Origin of the sequence: Rhizobacter terrae, from assembly GCF_003852895.1 — a bacterium.
Classification (GTDB): domain Bacteria; phylum Pseudomonadota; class Gammaproteobacteria; order Burkholderiales; family Burkholderiaceae_C; genus Albitalea; species Albitalea terrae.
Genome location: NZ_QUSW01000004.1, coordinates 350,735 through 369,397, shown reverse-complemented (window position 1 = coordinate 369,397; position 18,663 = coordinate 350,735). Strand labels below are relative to the sequence as shown.

Sequence of the window (18,663 nt, the reverse complement as noted above, 5' to 3'; positions counted from 1 at the left end):
GTCATGTCTTCTTCGCCCGCTCCGATTCCCGCGGTGCCTCCCAAGTCGGCGCAGGTCTACAGCTTCCGTCCCTACAACGTGGGGCGGGTGGTGGTGTGGGCCCTGTTCGCCCTCGTGCTGCTGGTCGCGCCGATGTTCTTCACCAGCAGCCTGTCGATGACCATGCTCTCGCAGATGGGCATCGGCATCGTGGCCTGCCTCTCGTACAACATGCTGCTGGGGCAGGGCGGCATGCTCACCTTCGGGCATGCGGTGTACACGGGGCTCGCGTCCTTCACCTGCATCCACGTGCTCAACGCCATCGGCGGCGGGCTGGCGCTGCCGGTGAGCCTGGTGCCCGTGGTCGGCGGCTTCGCCGGCATGTTCTTCGCGATCATCCTCGGCTTCGTCACCACCAAGAAGGCCGGCACCACCTTCGCGATGATCACGCTGGGCGTCGGCGAGTTGGTGTTCGCCATGTCGCTGATGGTGCCGGAGTTCTTCGGCGGCGAAGGCGGCGTGAACACCAACCGCGTGGTCGGCAAGGCGGTGTGGGGCATCACCTTCGGGCCGCAGATCCAGGTGTACTACCTGCTGGCCATCTACACCTTCGTGTGCACCGCGGCCATGTTCGCCTTCACGCGCACGCCGCTGGGCCGCATGCTCAACGCCGTGCGCGACAACCCCGAGCGCGTGGAGTTCATCGGCTACAGCACGCAGCGCGTGCGCTACATCGCCTTCATCATCTCCGGCTTCTTCGCCGGCATCGCGGGCGGCATGTATGCGCTGAACTTCGAGATCGCCACCGCCGAGGTGGTGGGCGGGTTCCGCTCCGGCTCCTACCTCTTCTTCACCTTCCTGGGCGGCGCGACCTTCTTCTTCGGACCCATCATCGGCGGCGTGCTGATGGTGCTGGCTGGCGTGCTGCTGTCGGAGTTCACCAAGGCCTGGCTGCTGTACCTGGGCTTCATCTTCCTGTTCATGGTGATGTATGCGCCGGGCGGCATCGCCAGCCTGATCATGATGAACCTGCGCGTGGCCGCTTTCGGCAAGCTTGGGCGCCTGTGGACGGCCTATCTCGCGCTGGGCGGATCGGCCCTCGTCGCGCTCTTGGGCTTCGCGGCGATGGTGGAGATGGTCTACCACCTGCAGCTCAACCAGGCGCTGGGCACCACCATCAAGTACCTGTGGGTCAACATCGATGCGGCGCGGGTCGACAGCTGGTTCGGCGCGGCCTTCGTGACCTTGGTGGGCGTGGCGATGTTCGAGATGTCGCGACGGCAGTTCGCTCACCAATGGGGTGAAGTGCAAGGCGAGATCGAAAAAGAGATTCGCCGGAGGGAGACGCTGTGAGCGCCGTGCAAGCCTTGAACGCGGCGCCCTATGCCGTCGAGCTGAAGGACCTGCGCAAGTCCTTCGGCAAGACCGAAATCATCCGCGGTGCCAACCTGGCGGTGCGACCGGGCGAGCGGGTGGCCATCATCGGGCCCAACGGCGCGGGCAAGTCCACGCTGTTCAACCTCATCAGCGGACGCTTCGGCCCGACCTCGGGCGAGATCGCGCTCAACGGCAAGCGCATCGACGGCAAGAAGCCCTTCGAGATCAATCGCCTGGGCCTGGCGCGCAGCTTTCAGATCACCAACATCTTCGGCCGCCTGAGCGTGTTCGAGAACCTGCGCTGCGGTGTGCTCTGGTCGCTGGGCTACAAGTATTCGTTCTGGAACCGGCTGTCGCGGCTGCGTGATGCGAACGAACGCGCCGAGCAACTGATGGAGATGATCAAGCTCGACAAGAAGCGCGACACGCTGGCCATGAACCTCACCTATGCCGAGCAGCGCGCGCTGGAGATCGGCATCACCATCGCCGGCGGTGCCGACGTGGTGCTGCTGGACGAACCCACCGCCGGCATGAGCAAGAGCGAGACCAAGCGCTTCATCGAGCTCATCCGCGAGGTGACGGTGGGCAAGACGCTCTTGACGGTGGAGCATGACATGGGCGTGGTGTTCGGCCTGGCCGACAAGATCGCGGTGCTGGTGTATGGCGAGGTGATCGCCTTCGACACGCCGGACAAGGTGCGGGCGAACCCGGCGGTACAGGAGGCCTACCTGGGCTCCGTGCTGGCCGAGCAGCAGGCAGCGACGGCCACCCAGGCGAAGGGCTGAACGGACATGCTCAAGCTGCACAACCTGCACGCCTACTACGGCAAGAGCCACATCCTGCACGGGGTGGAGATGCACGTGGGCGAAGGCGAGATCGTGAGCCTCCTGGGCCGCAACGGCTCCGGGCGATCGACCACGGTGAAGACCATCATGGGGCTGGTGGAGGGCGATGGCTCCATCAAGTTTCGCGACAAGGAGCTGCTGGGACAGCAGGCCTACGAGATCGCGCACCACGGCATCGGCTACGTGCCGGAGAACCGCGACATCTTCCCCAAGCTCACGGTGCACCAGAACCTGATGCTCGGCGAGAAGCGCGGCAAGAAGAAGCCGCGCTGGACCTACGAGGACATGTACAAGATGTTCCCTCGGTTGAAGGAGCGTCAGCACACGGAAGCGGGCGTGATGAGCGGAGGGGAGCAGCAGATGCTCACGCTGTGCCGCACGCTGATGGGCGACCCGGACCTCATCATGATCGACGAGCCGACGGAAGGTCTGGCGCCCAAGATCGTGGAGTTGGTGGCGCAGTACCTCAAGGAGCTGAAGAACCGCGGGGTGTCCGTGCTGCTGGTGGAGCAGAAGCTCACGATAGCGCTGGAGATTTCAGAGCGGTGCTACGTGATGGGGCATGGGCGGATCGTGTTCGAAGGGACGCCGGCAGATCTGCGGGCCAATGCGTATATCCGTAAGGAGTGGCTGGAGGTCTGAGTGCCTTCAAATTCCGCGAGGATTTATGGCCATCGCTTCTTTCGGCGAATTTCGGCATCACTCCCACCAAAGTGAACAAAGAACTCGTGAAAGAGCGGTGCTTGCGGATTGGAGGATCTTGGCTGACAGTAGAAGAGCTGACGTCCCTGTTCACCGATGATGGTGAGTAGCGGCGTCAGCAATCGAAATACTCTAACCATGGTGTATGGCACGGCTAGTTGGTGTTTCACAGGAAGATTAAATACCTCCAGTAAAGAAAGCTGCTTGCCATCCATGCCGTGTTGAATCGCGCGGATGCTTCCCGCCATCAGGTCATGCATCTGCTTGGCTAAATCGAGTTGAGCTTGCATCTTTCTTTGAGGGACGTCCTGAACGAGAACATCATTCAGGATAGCCTCCCAACTTGCCAGTGGATCGCTCTGCACAGAAGGTGATGAGAGCGCATCAAGGTTGTAATACCGAGTTGTTCTGGCAAATTCCGAGAGAAAAGAAAGAATGCCGGCCTCGATGGATCCCGAGGGAGGAAAGCCCAAGTTTCCAACTCCTACCCTCGATGCCGCTGCAATGCTGGACTTGTAGAGAGAGACCAAGTCGTGGCCGTAGGCTTTCAGGTCGGTTTTCGTTGGCACAGCCGATGAGTGTTGAAGCATGTGGTCCGCAACTACGACCAGCTTCATGACACGTTCGAATGCCACCGCCGTATTGAAGAAGCCCGAATAGAAGGTTGCCTTGTCAGGGAAGGCCGCGGTGCGAAGAGCGGTTAGACCTTCGGCCAAAATTCCTCTCGTCAAATATGCTTCTTGTTGTAGTAGGACGAATGTGGTGCTGAATGTCATTTGCGTGTACTGGCGCTATGTGGACAGTAGCTTTTGAATGGCGGAGCAAGTTTGTTCAGTGGACGACAAAGACCGCGCGGTCGGGAAGACGGGCAGATCCAGTTGACGGGTACGCGGAGGAGGCCGGCCGCCACAATTGATCAGGATTGCTTCTCAAGCGTCTGTGCGAGCAGTTCGAATCGCGCTTGGATTGTTGGATAACACAATGCACTCACCTTGCGAACTTGTACCACTAGATCTGCAGCAGACTTTGCTCGAGAGAGAAAGGTGGGATTTCGGGTCTTGAGATCGATAAAAGGACCCTGTCGCCCATCGTTCACGCCGCAGTAGAAGGCGATTCCCGACACGGCGAGAAAGGCAACCTCAAGCTCTTGGTCCCACGCGAGGTCGAGCAGCAAGCGTTGCGCGAATTCTCCTTGCTGTGGGCGGAGTATGGATGCCAGGCAAGCCCGCCATTGCGAGTCACGGCTTGAACAAAGATCTTTGACCCGTAACCAGTCCTCCTTCGGAAGTGAAGCCAGCATTTCCTCGGCGATCTCTGCGTCCCCGCCATCGGCCCACCTCATCGAATCGGAGTCGGATCTCTGCAAAAGAGTGTCGAGTTCATTAACCGACGCCTGCTGGGTACAGAAGAGGGCCAGCGCTTCCAGCGTCTGGATATCGGGCCATATCCTTGGATGCTCAGCGACCCACTGCTTCCCTAAGAACTCGGTCACCGACCCCGTTCCCACCACACCCGCAAGATTGCCGATCTTGGCGGCGTAAAGCAGATCGTGCGAGGAATGCATGACCTGCTCACTGCTTGCAGCCGTGGCTGTCCCTAGCTCCTCATTCCATTCCCGCTGTATGGCCGAAACGAGTTTGCCCGCAGCAGCTTCAAGTGGCGTACGAGCACGTGGCATGAGGCTTGATTGAAGTTTCTACCGATCGGATTTTGCGTGGTCCTGGCGGAGTTGCGATCGTTTGGCTGATCGATGCCCCCGAGGAAACCCTAACCCATGGCTCTCATCCTCCCACCCTTCCCAACCCCCACCCAAGGTAGTAGCGTCTCTCCCGCCATCCGGCCAACTCTGTCGCCGCAGAGACAGGCCTTTCTCCCAAGACAAACCTAGAATCGCACGACCGTTCTATTTCAAGGAAGAGCCCGCTCCTCCGCCCGCACTCGAACCACCTCACGAGGTCCTCATGAGCGCCAATTACGAAGTTCGCGGCAACGTCGCCGTCATCACCCTCGACAACCCACCTGTGAACGGCCTCGGCCACGCCACGCGGCTGGGCATCGCGCAAGGCCTGGAGAAGGCCAATGCCGATGCGAACGTCAAGGCCATCGTCATCACCGGGGCCGGCAAGGCTTTCTCCGGCGGCGCGGACATCAAGGAATTCGGCTCGCCCAAGGCGCTGGCCGAGCCGAACCTGCTGAGCGTCATCCTGGCGATCGAAGCCAGCGACAAGCCCACCGTCGCGGCCATCCACACCGTGTGCATGGGCGGTGGCCTGGAGCTGGCGCTGGGCTGCAACTACCGCGTGGTGCAGGCCGGCACGCAAATCGCGCTGCCTGAGGTGAAGCTGGGCCTGCTGCCCGGCGCCGGCGGCACGCAGCGCCTGCCGCGCGTGCTGGGCGCCGAGAACGCGCTCAACATCATCGTCAGCGGCGAGCCCGTGCCCGCCGAGATGCTGGCCAAGGCGCCCGGCCAGAAGCTGTTCGACAAGCTGGTCGATGCCAACGTGCTCGACGCCGCCATCGCCTTCGCACAAGAAAAGGCCGACGTGCGCCCCGCGCCGCTGGTGCGCAACCTGAAGGCACAGCATCCGCAGCGCGAGGCCTACTTCCAGTTCGCCCGCAACATGGTGGGCGGCATGAGCAAGAACTTCCCGGCGCCGCTGAGGTGCGTGGATGCCGTGGAAGCCGCCTTCACCAAGAAGTTCGACGACGGCATGCGCGCCGAGCGCGAGCTGTTCACGGCGCTGATGTTCACGCCGGAGTCGAAGGCGCTGCGCCACCTGTTCATGGCCGAGCGCGCCGCCAGCAAGATTCCCGATGTCCCCTCGGACACACCCACCCGCGAGATCAAGAAGGTCGGCGTCATCGGCGCGGGCACCATGGGCGGCGGCATCTCCATGAACTTCCTGAACGCGGGCATCCCGGTCACCATCCTGGAGACCAAGCAGGAAGCGCTGGACCGCGGCGTCGCCACCATCCGCAAGAACTACGAGGCGCAGGTCAAGAAGGGCAAGCTCAAGCAGGACAAGTACGACCAGCGCATGGCGCTGCTGTCGACCACGCTGAACTACGCCGACCTGAAGGATTCGGACCTGGTCATCGAAGCCGTGTTCGAAGAACTCGGCGTGAAGGAGGCGGTGTTCAAGACGCTGGACGAGGTGGTGAAACCCGGTGCCATCCTCGCGTCGAACACCTCCACGCTGGACGTGAACAAGATCGCCGCCTTCACCAAGCGCCCGCAGGATGTGGTCGGCATGCACTTCTTCAGCCCGGCCAACGTGATGAAGCTGCTGGAGGTGGTGCGCGGCGAGAAGACGGCAAAGGACGTGCTCGCCACGGTGATGCAGATCGGCAAGAAGATCAAGAAGACCTGCGTGGTCTCGGGCGTGTGCGATGGCTTCATCGGCAACCGCATGATCGAGCAGTACAGCCGCCAGGCCGGCTTCCTGTTGGACGAAGGCGCCTCGCCCGAGCAGGTGGACAAGGCCATCGAGAAGTTCGGCTTCGCCATGGGCCCGTTCCGCATGGGCGACCTGGCCGGCAACGACATCGGCTGGGCCATCCGCAAGCGTCGTTCGGTGGAGAAGCCCGGCATGCGCTACTCGAAGACGGCCGACCTGCTGTGCGAGATCGGCCGCTATGGCCAGAAGACCGGCGCCGGCTGGTACGACTACGTTCCGGGCAAGCGCGATGCGATTCCTTCGCCGGTGGTGACGGAGATGATCGACAAGCATCGCGCCTCGCTGGGCATCACGCCGCGCAAGATCAGCGATGAAGAGATCGTGCAGCGCCTGGTGTTCTCGCTGGTGAACGAGGGCGCCAAGATCGTCGAGGAAGGCATTGCCGCCCGCGCCTCGGACATCGACATGGTGTACCTCACCGGCTACGGCTTCCCGATGCACCGCGGCGGCCCGATGCAATACGCCGACGAGGTGGGCCTGTTCAACGTGGCAGCGGCGATGAAGCGCTTTGCCAAGAACCCCAACGACGATGCCGAGTTCTGGCAGCCTGCTCCGCTGCTCGCCAAGCTCGCCGCCGAAGGCAAGACCTTCTCCTGATCGAACACCATCGAGGACACGAATCATGACCAATGCAGTCATCGTCTCTACCGCCCGCACGCCGCTCGCCAAGAGCTGGAAGGGCGCCTTCAACATGACCCATGGTGCGACGCTCGGGGGCCTGGCCGTCAAGGCGGCGGTCGAGCGCGCGGGCATCGACGGCGCGCTCGTCGACGACGTGATCATGGGCTGCGCCACGCCCGAGGGCGCGACCGGCAGCAACATCGCCCGCCAGATCGCGCTGCGCGCCGGCCTGCCCATCACCACCAGCGGCATGACCATCAACCGCTTCTGCTCCAGCGGCCTGCAGACCATCGCCACGGCGGCGCAGCGCGTCATCGCCGGTGAAGGCGAGGTGTACGTGGCCGGCGGCGTGGAAAGCATCTCCTGCGTGCAGAACGAGGCCAACAAGCACATGCTGGCCGACCCGTGGCTCGTGGAGCACAAGCCCGAGATCTACTGGAACATGCTGCAGACCGCCGAGCAGGTGGCCAAGCGCTACAAGATCGCCCGCGAGCGCATGGACCAGTACGGCGCACAAAGCCAGCAGCGCGCCACGGCCGCGCAAGAGGCCGGCAAGTTCAACGACGAATTGATCTCCGTCACCACGGTGATGGGCTATGCCGACCCGGTGCTGGGCCTGCGCACGAAGGAAGTCACCGTCAGTGCGGATGAAGGCATCCGTCCGGGCACGACCTTCGAGGCCGTGTCGGGCATTCGCCCGGCCATCCCCGGCGGCGTGATCGCGGCGGGCAATGCCAGCCAGTTCAGCGACGGCGCCGGTGCCTGCGTGGTGGTGGACGAGAAGTTCGCGCAGCAAAAGGGCCTGAAGCCGCTGGGCCGCTTCCTCGGCTTCGCGGTCGCGGGTTGCGAGCCTGACGAGATGGGCATCGGCCCGGTCTTCGCCATTCCGAAGGTGCTCAAGCGCCTGGGCCTCACGGTCAACGACATCGACCTGTGGGAGTTGAACGAGGCCTTCGCGGTGCAGGTGCTGTATTGCGCGGACAAGCTGGGCATTCCGATGGACAAGCTCAACGTCAACGGCGGGGCGATTGCTGTGGGTCACCCCTACGGCGTCAGTGGCCAGCGCTTGACGGGCCATGCGCTGATCGAAGGCAAGCGCCGCGGCGCGAAGAAGGTTGTCGTCACGATGTGCATCGGCGGCGGCATGGGCGCTGCCGGTGTCTTCGAAGTGTTGTAAACCCTGTCGGTCCTGATCAATCCCCTCCGCCCGGTGCGAGGGGATGACAGGCACCGTAGGGTGGGTCAAGCGAAGCGGACCCACGCGGTACGGTGCCACTTCGATGACCAACGCGTGGGTCCGCTTCGCTTGACCCACCCTACGTGCCCACCCATGACCTACCGCCAAACCACCGAGTTCTTCCTCTACGACTGGCTGAACGTCGAGTCGCTCAACCAGCGCACGCGCTTTGCCGACCACTCGCGCGAGACCTTCGACTCCGTGCTCGACACCTGCGAGAAGATCGCCCGCGACAAGTTCGCGCCGTTCAACCGCATCGCCGATACCGAGGAGCCGTGGTTCGATGGCGAGAAGGTGCACCTGCCCGAGAGCAGCCACGCCGCGGCACGCGCCTTCCAGGAAAGCGGCATGCTCGCCGCCGCGCAGGACTACGAGATCGGCGGCATGCAGCTGCCCTGCGTGGTGGAGATGGCGGCCAACAGCTTCTTCTCCAAGGCGGGCATCGGCATCGGCGGCGGTGGCATGCTCACCAGCGGCAACGCCAACCTGCTGATGGCACACGGCACCGAGCTGCAGAAGCAGGTGTTCGCGCGCAATGAATTCGCCGGCCGCTTCTACGGCACGATGTGCCTGAGCGAACCGCAGGCAGGTTCCAGCCTGTCCGATGTGGTCACGCGCGCCACGCCCGACGGCAGCGACTTCGAGAGCGACCCTTTCGGCCCGCGCTACCGCCTGCGCGGCAACAAGATGTGGATCTCCAACGGCGAGCATGAGCTGTCGGAGAACATCATCCACCTCGTGCTGGCGAAGATTCCCGATGCCGAGGGCAAGCTGGTGCCGGGCACCAAGGGCATCTCTTTGTTCATCGTGCCCAAGAAGCTGGTGGACGCCCAAGGCCAGCTCACAGGCGAACGCAACGACGTGGCGCTGGCCGGCCTCAACCACAAGCTGGGCTACCGCGGCATTCCCAACACGCTGTTGAATTTCGGTGAAGGCAAGTACCCGGTGCGCGGCAGTGCCGGTGCCATCGGCTACCTCGTCGGCAAGGCCGGCGACGGCCTGCGTTGCATGTTCCACATGATGAACGAGGCCCGCATCGCCGTGGGCCTGGGCGCGGCCACGCTGGGCTATGCCGGCTACGAGGCCAGCCTGGAGTACGCCCGCAACCGCCCGCAGGGCCGGCCCATGGGCGTGGGCGGCAAGGACGCGAAGCAGCCGCAGGTGCCCATCATCCAGCACGCGGACGTGAAGCGCATGCTGCTGGCGCAAAAGAGCTATTGCGAAGGTGCCGTGGCGCTGGAGCTGTACTGCGCGCGGCTGGTGGACGAGCTGCACACCGGCGACGAGGCGGGCGCGAAGGAAGCCCACCTGCTGCTGGAGATGCTCACGCCCATCGCCAAGAGCTGGCCCAGCGAGTGGTGCCTGGAGGCCAACAGCCTGGCCATCCAGGTGCTGGGCGGCTACGGCTACACGCGCGACTTCCCGGTGGAGCAGTACTGGCGCGACAACCGGCTGAACATGATCCACGAGGGCACGCATGGCATCCAGGCGCTGGACCTGCTGGGCCGCAAGGTGGTCATGGATGGCGGCAAGGGCCTCGCGCTGCTGGCGTCCAAGATGAACGGCACCATCGAGCGGGCGATGGCAGTGCCCGAGCTCGCTGCACACGGCAACGCGCTGGCCGGCGCGCTCAAGGCCGTGGGCAATGCCACCAAGTCCGCCTGGGCCACGGGCAACCCCGAAGAGGCGCTGGCCAATGCCACGCCCTACCTGCAGGCCTTTGGCCACACGGTGCTGGCGTGGATCTGGCTGGACGTCGCGCTGTGCGCACGGCGCCAGCCTGAAAGCGACCTGACCCAGGGAAAACTCGCAGCCGCCCGCTATTTCTTCCACTACGAGCTGCCCAAAGTGCCCGCGTGGTTGAAAGTGGTGGAGACGCGCGACGATACTTGCCGTTCCATGGACGACGCCTGGTTCTAGGCACCCACAAAGACATGAAGACCTCCACGCTCGACACGCTCATCTGGGTTCTCATCTACGGCGGCTTGTTGAGCGTGGGGCTCGGGCTGTCGGTGGCCCGCAGCGACGACGCGCTGGGCTGGACCATCACCAGCGGGGGCGGCATCACTGCCGCGGTGGGCGTGCTGCTGGTGTTCGTGCGCGCCCGCATGAAGGACGACAAGGCCTGAGCCATGCCGCGCCGTCTCGTGGCTTTTGCATCCTGCGTGACCAACCCGTCCGCGCTGGATGCGTTCCTGCACCGTCCGCGCTACAAGCCGGCCGGTGCGACCACCGGGCGTCTGCGCCACGCGCGCAGCCAGCCTGATCACTTCACGGAGACCACTTGAAGAAGCACTTGCTGGCCCTGGTGGCCACCGCGGCCGTGGGCCTGGCCGCGCATGCCGCGCCGTACACGATGCCCGTCTATGCGAACGCGGCCGACGTCAACGCCGACTGCGACCGCATGATGGCCGACCTCACTGCGGGGCAGCAGAAGATCGAGGCGATGCCCGACACCAGCGGCGTCGCGCTGCTGAAAGAGCTGGACGCGATGTACCGCCGCTACGAAGACAGCGACGGGCCCATGTCGCTGCTCACCGCGGTGCATCCGGACAAGGCCATCCGCGACGCGACCGAAGCCTGCGACCTGCGCTACCAGGCCTTCAACGCCAAGTTCCAGCAAAGCGCCAAGGTCTATGCGCTGCTCAAGCAGGTGCAGCCGGCCGACGACATCGACCGCCGCTTCCTCACCGACACGCTCAACGCCTTCGAGGATGCCGGTGCCGGACTCAGCCCCGAGAAGCAAAAGCGCGCCGAGGAGATCAACAACGAGATCAACCGCCTGTCGCAGGAGTTCGAGCGCCGCGTGCGCGAGGACAAGACGCAGGAAGCCTTCACCGAAGCCGAACTGAAGGGCGTGCCCGCCGACGCGTGGAAGACGGCCAAGCGCGACGAGCAGGGGCGCTACCTGCTGGGCATGGCCTACCCGGTGTCCGGCCCGGTGATCGAGCGGGCGGTGAACCCCAGGACCCGTGAGCGCATGTGGCGGGCCTTCAGCAGCCGTGCCGGTGCCGAGAACATCAAGACGCTGTCGCAGCTGGTGGCCTTGCGGCGCGAGTACGCGAGCCTCTTCGGCTTCCAGTCCTACCCCGACTTCGCCACGCGCCGCCGCATGGCGCAGAACGAGGCGACGGTGCAGAAGTTCCTCGGCACGGTGAAGGATGCGGTGCAGGCCCGCGAGCGTGCCGACATCGAAGTGCTGCGCAGCTTCAAGGCGAAGGACACGAAGCAGAAGCTGGCCGACACGAAGATCGAACGCTGGGATTCGTCTTACTACACCGAGAAGGCCCGCAAGGCGAAGTTCGCGGTGGATGAAGAGCAGTTCCGCCCGTACTTCCCGTCGGACGCCAGCGTGAAGTTCGTCTTCCGCCTGGCCACGCGCCTGTTCGGCGTGGACTTCGTGCCGGTGAAGGAAACGCTGTGGCACCCGGATGCGCAAGCCTTCGAGGTGGTGGATCTCGCGACCAGGCAACCCATCGCCACGTTCTACGTGGACCTCTATCCGCGCGAAGACAAGTTCTCCCATGCGGCGATGTGGGGTTTCCGCAATCCCTCGACGCTGGTGAACCGCCTGCCCGCCGGCGGCCTGGTGGCCAACCTCAACCGCCAGGGCCTGACCATCGGTGAGCTGGAGACGCTGCTGCACGAGTTCGGGCACGGGCTGCACCAGGTGCTCTCGCACACCCGCTATGGCAGCCAGGGCGGCACCAACGTGCTGCTGGACTTCGTCGAAGCCCCCTCGCAGATGCTCGAAGACTGGGTGTACGACGCGAAGACGCTGGCGCTGTTCCAGGAGGTCTGCAAGACCTGCAAGCCGGTGCCGGCGGCCCTGCTGCAGCGGGCTGACAAGGCGCACCACTTCGCCAAGGGCATCCGCGTCTCGCGCCAGCACCTGTACGCCAGCTATGACCTGGCCCTGTACGGCCGCGATGCGCGCGACCCGCTCGCACTGTGGGCTGCCATGGAAGGCGACACGCCGCTGGGCCACGTCGACGGCACCATGCTGCCGGCCAGCTTCGGCCACCTTGCAAGCGGCTATGCGGCCGGCTACTACAGCTACATGTGGAGCCTGGTCGTGGCGGAAGACCTGCGCACGGCCTTCGAGGGCAAGCGCCTGTCCCCCGAGGTCGGCAAGCGCTACCGCGACACCGTGCTGGCCAACGGCGGCCAGGTGGCGCCGCAGGACCTGGTCAAGCAATTCCTCGGACGCCCGACGGACAGCCGGGCGTTCTTCAAGTCACTCAACAAGTAGCCAATCATCCATGAGCACTCCCGTCCAGCAACTCTTCGATCTTTCCGGCAAGGTCGCCCTCGTCACCGGCGGCTCGCGCGGCCTGGGGCTCCAGATCGCGGAGGCGCTGGGCGAGGCGGGCGCGAAGATCATGCTGACATCGCGCAAGGCGGGTGACCTCGAAGAGGCCGCGGCCCACCTGCAGGCCAAGGGCATCGACACGCGCTGGATCGCGGCCGATGCGAGCCAACCCGAGGACATCCAGCGCGTGGCCAGCGAGACACTGCAGCGCATGGGGCACGTGGACGTCCTCGTCAACAACGCAGGCGCCACCTGGGGCGCGACGGCGGAGGATCATCCGCTGGAGGCCTGGGACAAGGTGATGGACCTGAACGTGCGCAGCATCTTCCTGATGAGCCAGGCCATCGGCAAGGCGAGCATGATTCCTCGCAAGCAGGGGCGCATCATCAACATCGCCTCCATTGCAGGCCTGTCGGGCTCGATCGCGCTGAAGGCGCTGGCCTATCACACGAGCAAGGGCGCGGTGGTGAACTTCACGCGGGCGCTGGCGGGTGAGTGGGGCGCCTACGGCATCACCGTGAATGCGCTGGCGCCCGGCATGTTCCCGAGCAAGATGACCAAGGGCACGCTGCAGGCGGTTGGCGTGGATGCCCTCGCCAAGGGGGCGCCGCTGGGCCGCATCGGCGACGATGACGACCTCAAGGGCGCCGCGCTGCTGTTCGCGTCGGCCGCGGGCAAGCACATCACGGGGCAGATCCTCGCGGTGGATGGCGGCGTGAGCGCTGTCCACTCGCACTGACCCCGACACCATGAAGTTCCAGGTCCACATCCCCTTCGTCGAAGCCCTGGGCTTCGAGCTGCTTCGCTTCGAGAACGGCGAGGCCGAGATCGCCATGCAGCCGCGCGAGGAGCACATGAACTCCTGGAGCGTGGTGCACGGCGGCGTGTCCATGACCTTGCTGGACGTGGCCATGGCCCACGCCGCACGCAGCCCGCGCGACGGCGGGACGCCCGATCCGCGCGGCGTGGTCACCATCGAGATGAAGACCAGCTTCATGAAGCCCGGGCTGGGCCGGCTGCTCGCCAAGGCCCGGGTCCTGCACCAGACCAGCAGCTTCGCCTTCTGCGAAGGCGGCATCCATGCCGAGGACGGCACGCTCATCGCGCATGCCACCGGTACCTTCAAGTACCTCAAGGCGCTGCCCGCGGGCGGGCGCCAACTCAAGAGGCTCAACGCCTCCGACTGAAAGGACACACCATGACCACGAATCGCCAGATCCATCTCGTCTCGCGTCCACAAGGCGAGGCCAGCGCCGACAACTTCAAGCTCGTGGAATCTCCCGTGCCCACGCTGGCCGACGGCCAGGTGCTGGTGCGCAACCACTACCTCTCGCTGGACCCGTACATGCGCGGCCGCATGAACGACGCCAAGAGCTACGCCCAGCCGCAGCCGCTGAACCAGGTGATGATCGGCGGCACCGTGGGCGAGGTGGTGGAGTCGCGCCATGCCGGCTACAAGGCCGGCGACAAGGTGGTGGGCATGGGCGGCTGGCAGGAATACGCCGTGGCCGATGCGAACCAGCCCGGCATGCTGCGCAAGGTGGACACGACGCACATCCCGCTGTCGGCCTACCTGGGCTCGGTGGGCATGCCCGGCGTGACGGCCTGGTATGGCCTGGTGAAGCTGTGCGAACCCAAGGCCGGCGAGACGGTGGTGGTGAGCGCGGCCAGCGGCGCGGTGGGCAGCGTGGTCGGCCAGCTCGCCAAGGCGAGGGGCTGCCGCGCGGTGGGCATTGCGGGCGGCGCCGACAAGTGCCGCTACGTGACCGAGGAACTGGGCTTCGATGCCTGCGTGGACTACAAGCTGCATGGCGACCTGAAGTCGCTGAAGACCGCGCTCAAGGACGCGTGCCCTCAGGGCATCGACGGCTACTTCGAGAACGTGGGCGGAACCATCCTCGACGCCGTGCTGCTGAACATGAACGCCTTCGGCCGCATTGCCCTGTGCGGAATGATCTCCGGCTACAACGGGCAGCCGATTCCCATCCAGTACCCGCAGGTCCTCCTGCAGTCGCGCCTGCGGCTCGAAGGCTTCATCGTGAGCGAGCACATGGAGGTGTGGCCCGAGGCGCTGAAGGAACTGGGCGGCATGGTCGCCATGGGCAAGCTGAAGTTCCGCGAGAGCGTGGCGCAGGGCATTGCCTCCGCGCCTGAAGCGTTCTTGGGGTTGCTCAAGGGAAAGAACTTCGGGAAGCAGTTGGTGAAGCTGGTCTGACGGCGTCGGCCATGGGCACGCATCAAGTCTTCAACCAGGTCGCGCCGCTGTCGAACACGAATCTGTTCGACGGCAACGCGGCGATGCGCGATGCCTTGCGCTTCAACGCGGCGTCGCTGGCGACGGATGATCTGTCGCAGCTGGGCGCAACGCTGGGTTCGGAGGAATTCCAGACCCATGCGCGGCTGGCCAACGTGCACACGCCAGTGTTGAGCACGCACGACCGCTTCGGCCACCGCGTGGACACGGTGGAGTTCCATCCGAGCTACCACGCGCTGATGTCGCTGGCCGTGGGCTCGGGCCTGCATGGCACGCCCTGGGCCGGCGGGCCGCATGCGCATGTGAAGCGCGCGGCGGGGTTCATGCTCTTCACCGAGACGGAGCCCTCCACGCTGTGCCCCATCTCCATGACCTACGCGGTGACGCCTGCCTTGCAGGGCAATGCAGCCATCGCCAGGGAATGGGCGACCAAGCTCACCAGCCGCGTCTATGACCCGCGCTTCGCACCGGCTTCGCAGAAGCAGGGCGTGACCATGGGCATGGGCATGACGGAGAAGCAAGGCGGCTCCGACGTGCGGGCCAACACCACGCAGGCGCGCCACGACGGCCGCGATGCCTGGGGCGAGCGCTACCTCGTCACCGGCCACAAGTGGTTCTTCAGCGCGCCGATGTGCGATGCGTTCCTCATCCTCGCGCAGGCGCCCGCGGGGCTGACCTGCTTCTTCCTGCCGCGCTGGCGGCCCGATGGCACGGTCAACGACATCCGCATCCAGCGGCTGAAGGACAAGCTGGGCAACAAGGCCAATGCCAGTTCCGAGGTGGAGTTCGAGGGCGCCCACGCCTGGCTCGTGGGCGAGGAAGGACGCGGCGTGCCGCAGATCCTCGAGATGGGCAACCTCACGCGGCTCGATTGCTCGCTGGGCACGGCGGCGCTGATGCGCCAGTCGCTGTCGCTCGCGCTCAACCACACCGCGCAGCGCCAGGCCTTCGGCAAGCTGCTCATCGAGCAGCCGGCGATGCGCAACGTGCTGGCCGATCTCTCGCTCGAAAGCGAGGCGGCCACTGCGCTTGCGCTGCGCCTGGCCCGCGCCTTCGATGCACCGGCCGATCCGCACGAAACCCTGATGCGCCGCCTGCTCACGCCGGTGGCGAAGTTCTGGATCTGCAAGCGCGGCAGCCACTTCGCGCAGGAGGCCATGGAGTGCCTGGGCGGCAACGGCTACGTGGAGTCGGGCGGGGAGGGCGTGATGGCGCGCATCTACCGCGAAATGCCGCTGAATTCCATCTGGGAAGGTGCCGGCAACATCATGGCGCTGGACCTGCTGCGTGCGGTCCGCAAGGGCGACATGGCCGCGGCACTCGCCGCCGAACTGGCCCCGGCACGCGGTGCGAACGCGGCCTTCGACCGCTTCGCCGACGCGCTGCCCGCACGCATCGAGGACGCGAGCAGCGAGTCCGATGCGCGTCGCCTGGCGCAGGACGTGGCGCTCGCCGTGCAGGCCGCCTTGCTGCGCCAGCATTCCACGCCTGAAGTGACCGACGCCTTCTGCCGTTCGCGTCTCGCAGGTGACTGGGGTTTTGCGTTCGGCACGCTACCCTCGGTGGTGGATTTCGAGTCGATCATCCGCCGGGCGATGCCGCAGGTCTGAATCTGCGGAAGGTCTTGCCCGCCGGGCCGACAAGGGCCAGAAGGAGCCGACCATGCAAGACCTCATCCTCCATCACTACGCCAACTCACCCTTCTCCGAAAAGGTCCGCCTCGTGCTCGGCATGAAAGGCATCGCCTGGAAGTCGGTGACCGTGCCCACCATGCTGCCCAAGCCTGACGTGGTGGCGTTGACCGGTGGCTACCGCCGCACGCCTTTCATGCAGATCGGCGCGGACATCTACTGCGACACCGCGCTCATGTGCCGCGTGATCGACAAGCTGTTTCCCACACCCCCGCTGTTCCCGGCAGAGGCCGGCGGCGCGCAGCACATGGTGGCGCACTGGGCCGACACGGCGCTGTTCTGGGCGGCCATTCCGTACACCATGCAGCCGGCCGGCGCGCAGCACATCTTCGCCGGCCTGCCGCCGGAAGCCATCAAGGCCTTCGCCGCCGACCGCGCCGCCATGGCCGGCAGCATGCGCCGCTCGACCATGGCCGATGCCGGCGCCAACCTGAGGCTGCAACTGGGCTGGCTGGAGCAGCAACTCGGCGACGGTCGAGAGTTCATCTGTGGCGCATTGCCGTCGATCGCCGACTTCGCCACGGTGCAGTCCGTCTGGTACATCGAGCGTGTGCCGCCGGTGGCCGCGGTGCTGCAGGCCTTCCCGAAGACCTTGCAATGGTTCGAGCGCATGCGCGCCTTCGGCCATGGCGAGAAGCAGAAGTTCACGAGCGAAGAGGCCATCGAGGCTGCGCGCTCGGCCATCGGCACCGTGGCCACCTCCGTCGCGCCCGACCAGGGCTTCGCGGCCGGCGATGCCGTCACCGTGACCCCCACCGACTATGCGCAGGACGCCGTGACGGGCCGCCTTGTGGGCCTTGCCAACGATGAAGTCGCCATCGAACGCCGCGACGAACGTGCCGGCCGCGTGGTCGTGCACTTCCCGCGCCTGGGCTACCAGGTGAAGAAGGCCGAAGCGGCGCAGTGAACCCCATCAAGGAGCAGGAATGAAAAGCTTTCAGGGCAAGACAGCGGTCATCACCGGAGCCGGTTCCGGCTTCGGCCTGGAAACCTCCCGCCTGGCTGCGCAGGCCGGCATGAACATCGTGATGGCCGATGTGCAGCAGGACGCGCTGGACAAGGCCGCCGCCGAGATCGAATCGCTGGGCGCGAAGGTGCTGCCGTTCCGGCTGGACGTGTCCAAGGCTGAGCAGGTCGAGGCCATGGGCCGCGCCACGGTCGATCGCTTCGGCGCCCCGCACCTCGTGTTCAACAACGCCGGCGTGAGCTCAGGTGGCCTGATCTGGGAACACTCGCTCAAGGACTGGGAGTGGGTGGTCGGCGTGAACCTCATGGGCGTGGCCCACGGCGTGCGCGTGTTCACGCCGATGATGCTGGAGGCTGCGAAGAAAGACCCAGCGTACGAGGGCCACATCGTCAACACGGCGTCCATGGCCGGCGTGGTGAACATGCCCAACATGGCGTCCTACAACGTCACCAAGCAGGCGGTGGTGTCGCTCAGCGAGACGCTGTTCCAGGACCTGGCGCTGGTCACCGACCAGATCCACTGCTCGGTGCTGTGCCCCTTCTTCGTGCCCACGGGCATCCACCTGAGCGAGCGCAACCGACCCACGGACATGAAGGACGAGGTCCGGCCTACGAAGAGCCAGCTCATCGCCCAGGCCCTGGGTACCAAGGCGGTGACATCAGGCAAGCTCACCGCGGCCGACGTGGCCAAGATGGTGATGGACGCAGTCGCGAACGACAAGTTCTACATCTTCAGCCACCCGCACGCGCTCGGCGCGGTGCAGACGCGGCTGGAAGACATCATGCTCGGACGCAACCCCAGCGATCCGTTCAAGGACAGGCCTCAGATTGGCGAGCAACTGCGTGAGGCGATTCGGGCGGTGGAGTGATGCTGCTGGCTGTTTGAAGGGAAGGGGCGCTGTGGGCGCCCTTCTTTTTTGGTTTTCGCCTCTGTTTGGTTGATCCGCGGCAGGCGGCATGGGCCAGGGGCTGCGGCTGTGGCGGTCGGCGCGGAGCGCCGACTTCGCTGCGCTGCTCGCCGCCACAGCCGCAGCCCCTGGCCCATGCCGCCTGCCGCTCAACAACCGATGGGTGTGCTCGACGAGAAAACCCGAAGCCGCAACAGCAAAGGCGTGGGTGGGCTGGCTGGGGCGCGCATCAGGAAGCGGCGAGGAGCGCAGGGCTTGTGGTCGCGCGCGCAGCGCGCTTCGTCTTCTAGCTCGGCGCGGTTGTTTGAACGCA

The 18,663-nt window shown here is 65.3% G+C and carries 17 protein-coding genes; 15 read left to right on the top strand and 2 right to left on the bottom strand.

Annotation, left to right across the window (positions count from 1 at the left end; translation table 11 throughout):
- The first annotated feature begins 3 nt into the window (after nt 1-3).
- Genes DZC73_RS16495 through DZC73_RS16485 form a run of 3 tightly spaced genes read left to right on the top strand, consistent with a single transcriptional unit; the run spans nt 4 to nt 2,843 of the window.
- Nucleotides 4-1,332, top strand: a complete 1,329-nt coding sequence (locus DZC73_RS16495) for a branched-chain amino acid ABC transporter permease (protein WP_124541440.1) — start codon at nt 4-6, stop codon at nt 1,330-1,332.
- 5 nt (nt 1,333-1,337) lie between these two features.
- The gene (locus tag DZC73_RS16490) at nt 1,338-2,141 is read left to right on the top strand and encodes an ABC transporter ATP-binding protein (protein ID WP_407924114.1); all 804 of its coding nucleotides are present in this window, start codon (nt 1,338-1,340) and stop codon (nt 2,139-2,141) included.
- 6 nt (nt 2,142-2,147) lie between these two features.
- Entirely contained in the window at nt 2,148-2,843 is a 696-nt protein-coding gene (locus DZC73_RS16485; RefSeq protein ID WP_124541438.1) for an ABC transporter ATP-binding protein, read from the top strand.
- A 23-nt stretch (nt 2,844-2,866) separates the two neighbouring features.
- Here the strand turns inward: DZC73_RS16485 and DZC73_RS16480 are convergent, their stop codons facing one another.
- Both DZC73_RS16480 and DZC73_RS30010 read right to left on the bottom strand, forming a co-directional pair.
- Nucleotides 2,867-3,679 (bottom strand): hypothetical protein, encoded by an 813-nt coding sequence (locus DZC73_RS16480; RefSeq protein ID WP_124541437.1) that lies wholly within the window; start codon nt 3,677-3,679, stop codon nt 2,867-2,869.
- 140 nt (nt 3,680-3,819) lie between these two features.
- Nucleotides 3,820-4,467: a hypothetical protein gene (locus DZC73_RS30010; RefSeq protein WP_198414867.1), complete on the bottom strand. Its 648-nt coding sequence runs from the start codon at nt 4,465-4,467 to the stop codon at nt 3,820-3,822.
- A 397-nt stretch (nt 4,468-4,864) separates the two neighbouring features.
- Here DZC73_RS30010 and DZC73_RS16470 point away from each other — a divergent pair, with 397 nt between their 5' ends.
- The 12 genes from DZC73_RS16470 (at nt 4,865) to DZC73_RS16420 (ending at nt 18,311) form a co-directional block, all read left to right on the top strand.
- Nucleotides 4,865-6,958 carry a 3-hydroxyacyl-CoA dehydrogenase NAD-binding domain-containing protein gene (locus DZC73_RS16470; protein WP_124541436.1) on the top strand — a complete coding sequence of 698 codons (2,094 nt, stop codon included), beginning with the start codon at nt 4,865-4,867 and terminating at the stop codon, nt 6,956-6,958.
- Nucleotides 6,959-6,983: 25 nt separating this feature from the next.
- Nucleotides 6,984-8,159, top strand: coding sequence for an acetyl-CoA C-acyltransferase (locus DZC73_RS16465; protein ID WP_124541435.1), 1,176 nt, complete (start codon nt 6,984-6,986; stop codon nt 8,157-8,159).
- Between the two features lie 153 nt (nt 8,160-8,312).
- Nucleotides 8,313-10,139 (top strand): acyl-CoA dehydrogenase, encoded by a 1,827-nt coding sequence (locus DZC73_RS16460; protein ID WP_124541434.1) that lies wholly within the window; start codon nt 8,313-8,315, stop codon nt 10,137-10,139.
- Between the two features lie 14 nt (nt 10,140-10,153).
- Nucleotides 10,154-10,348: a hypothetical protein gene (locus DZC73_RS16455; protein WP_124541433.1), complete on the top strand. Its 195-nt coding sequence runs from the start codon at nt 10,154-10,156 to the stop codon at nt 10,346-10,348.
- A 3-nt stretch (nt 10,349-10,351) separates the two neighbouring features.
- The gene (locus DZC73_RS29745) at nt 10,352-10,507 is read left to right on the top strand and encodes a hypothetical protein (RefSeq protein WP_161974616.1); all 156 of its coding nucleotides are present in this window, start codon (nt 10,352-10,354) and stop codon (nt 10,505-10,507) included.
- The gene (locus DZC73_RS16450; RefSeq protein ID WP_124541432.1) at nt 10,504-12,471 is read left to right on the top strand and encodes a M3 family metallopeptidase; all 1,968 of its coding nucleotides are present in this window, start codon (nt 10,504-10,506) and stop codon (nt 12,469-12,471) included. Before DZC73_RS29745 ends, DZC73_RS16450 begins: the two co-directional genes overlap by 4 nt.
- A gap of 10 nt (nt 12,472-12,481) precedes the next feature.
- The gene (locus tag DZC73_RS16445; RefSeq protein WP_124541431.1) at nt 12,482-13,270 is read left to right on the top strand and encodes an SDR family oxidoreductase; all 789 of its coding nucleotides are present in this window, start codon (nt 12,482-12,484) and stop codon (nt 13,268-13,270) included.
- Nucleotides 13,271-13,280: 10 nt separating this feature from the next.
- Nucleotides 13,281-13,718, top strand: coding sequence for a PaaI family thioesterase (locus DZC73_RS16440; RefSeq protein WP_124541430.1), 438 nt, complete (start codon nt 13,281-13,283; stop codon nt 13,716-13,718).
- Nucleotides 13,719-13,729: 11 nt separating this feature from the next.
- Complete coding sequence (locus DZC73_RS16435) at nt 13,730-14,746, top strand: NADP-dependent oxidoreductase (RefSeq protein WP_124541429.1); 1,017 nt, start codon at nt 13,730-13,732, stop codon at nt 14,744-14,746.
- A gap of 11 nt (nt 14,747-14,757) precedes the next feature.
- Nucleotides 14,758-16,395 (top strand): isovaleryl-CoA dehydrogenase, encoded by a 1,638-nt coding sequence (locus DZC73_RS16430; protein WP_124541428.1) that lies wholly within the window; start codon nt 14,758-14,760, stop codon nt 16,393-16,395.
- Nucleotides 16,396-16,447: 52 nt separating this feature from the next.
- On the top strand, nt 16,448-17,383 hold the full coding sequence (locus DZC73_RS16425) for a glutathione S-transferase family protein (RefSeq protein ID WP_124541427.1): 936 nt from the start codon (nt 16,448-16,450) through the stop codon (nt 17,381-17,383).
- Nucleotides 17,384-17,402: 19 nt separating this feature from the next.
- Nucleotides 17,403-18,311, top strand: coding sequence for an SDR family oxidoreductase (locus tag DZC73_RS16420; protein ID WP_124541426.1), 909 nt, complete (start codon nt 17,403-17,405; stop codon nt 18,309-18,311).
- Nucleotides 18,312-18,663 lie beyond the last annotated feature (352 nt).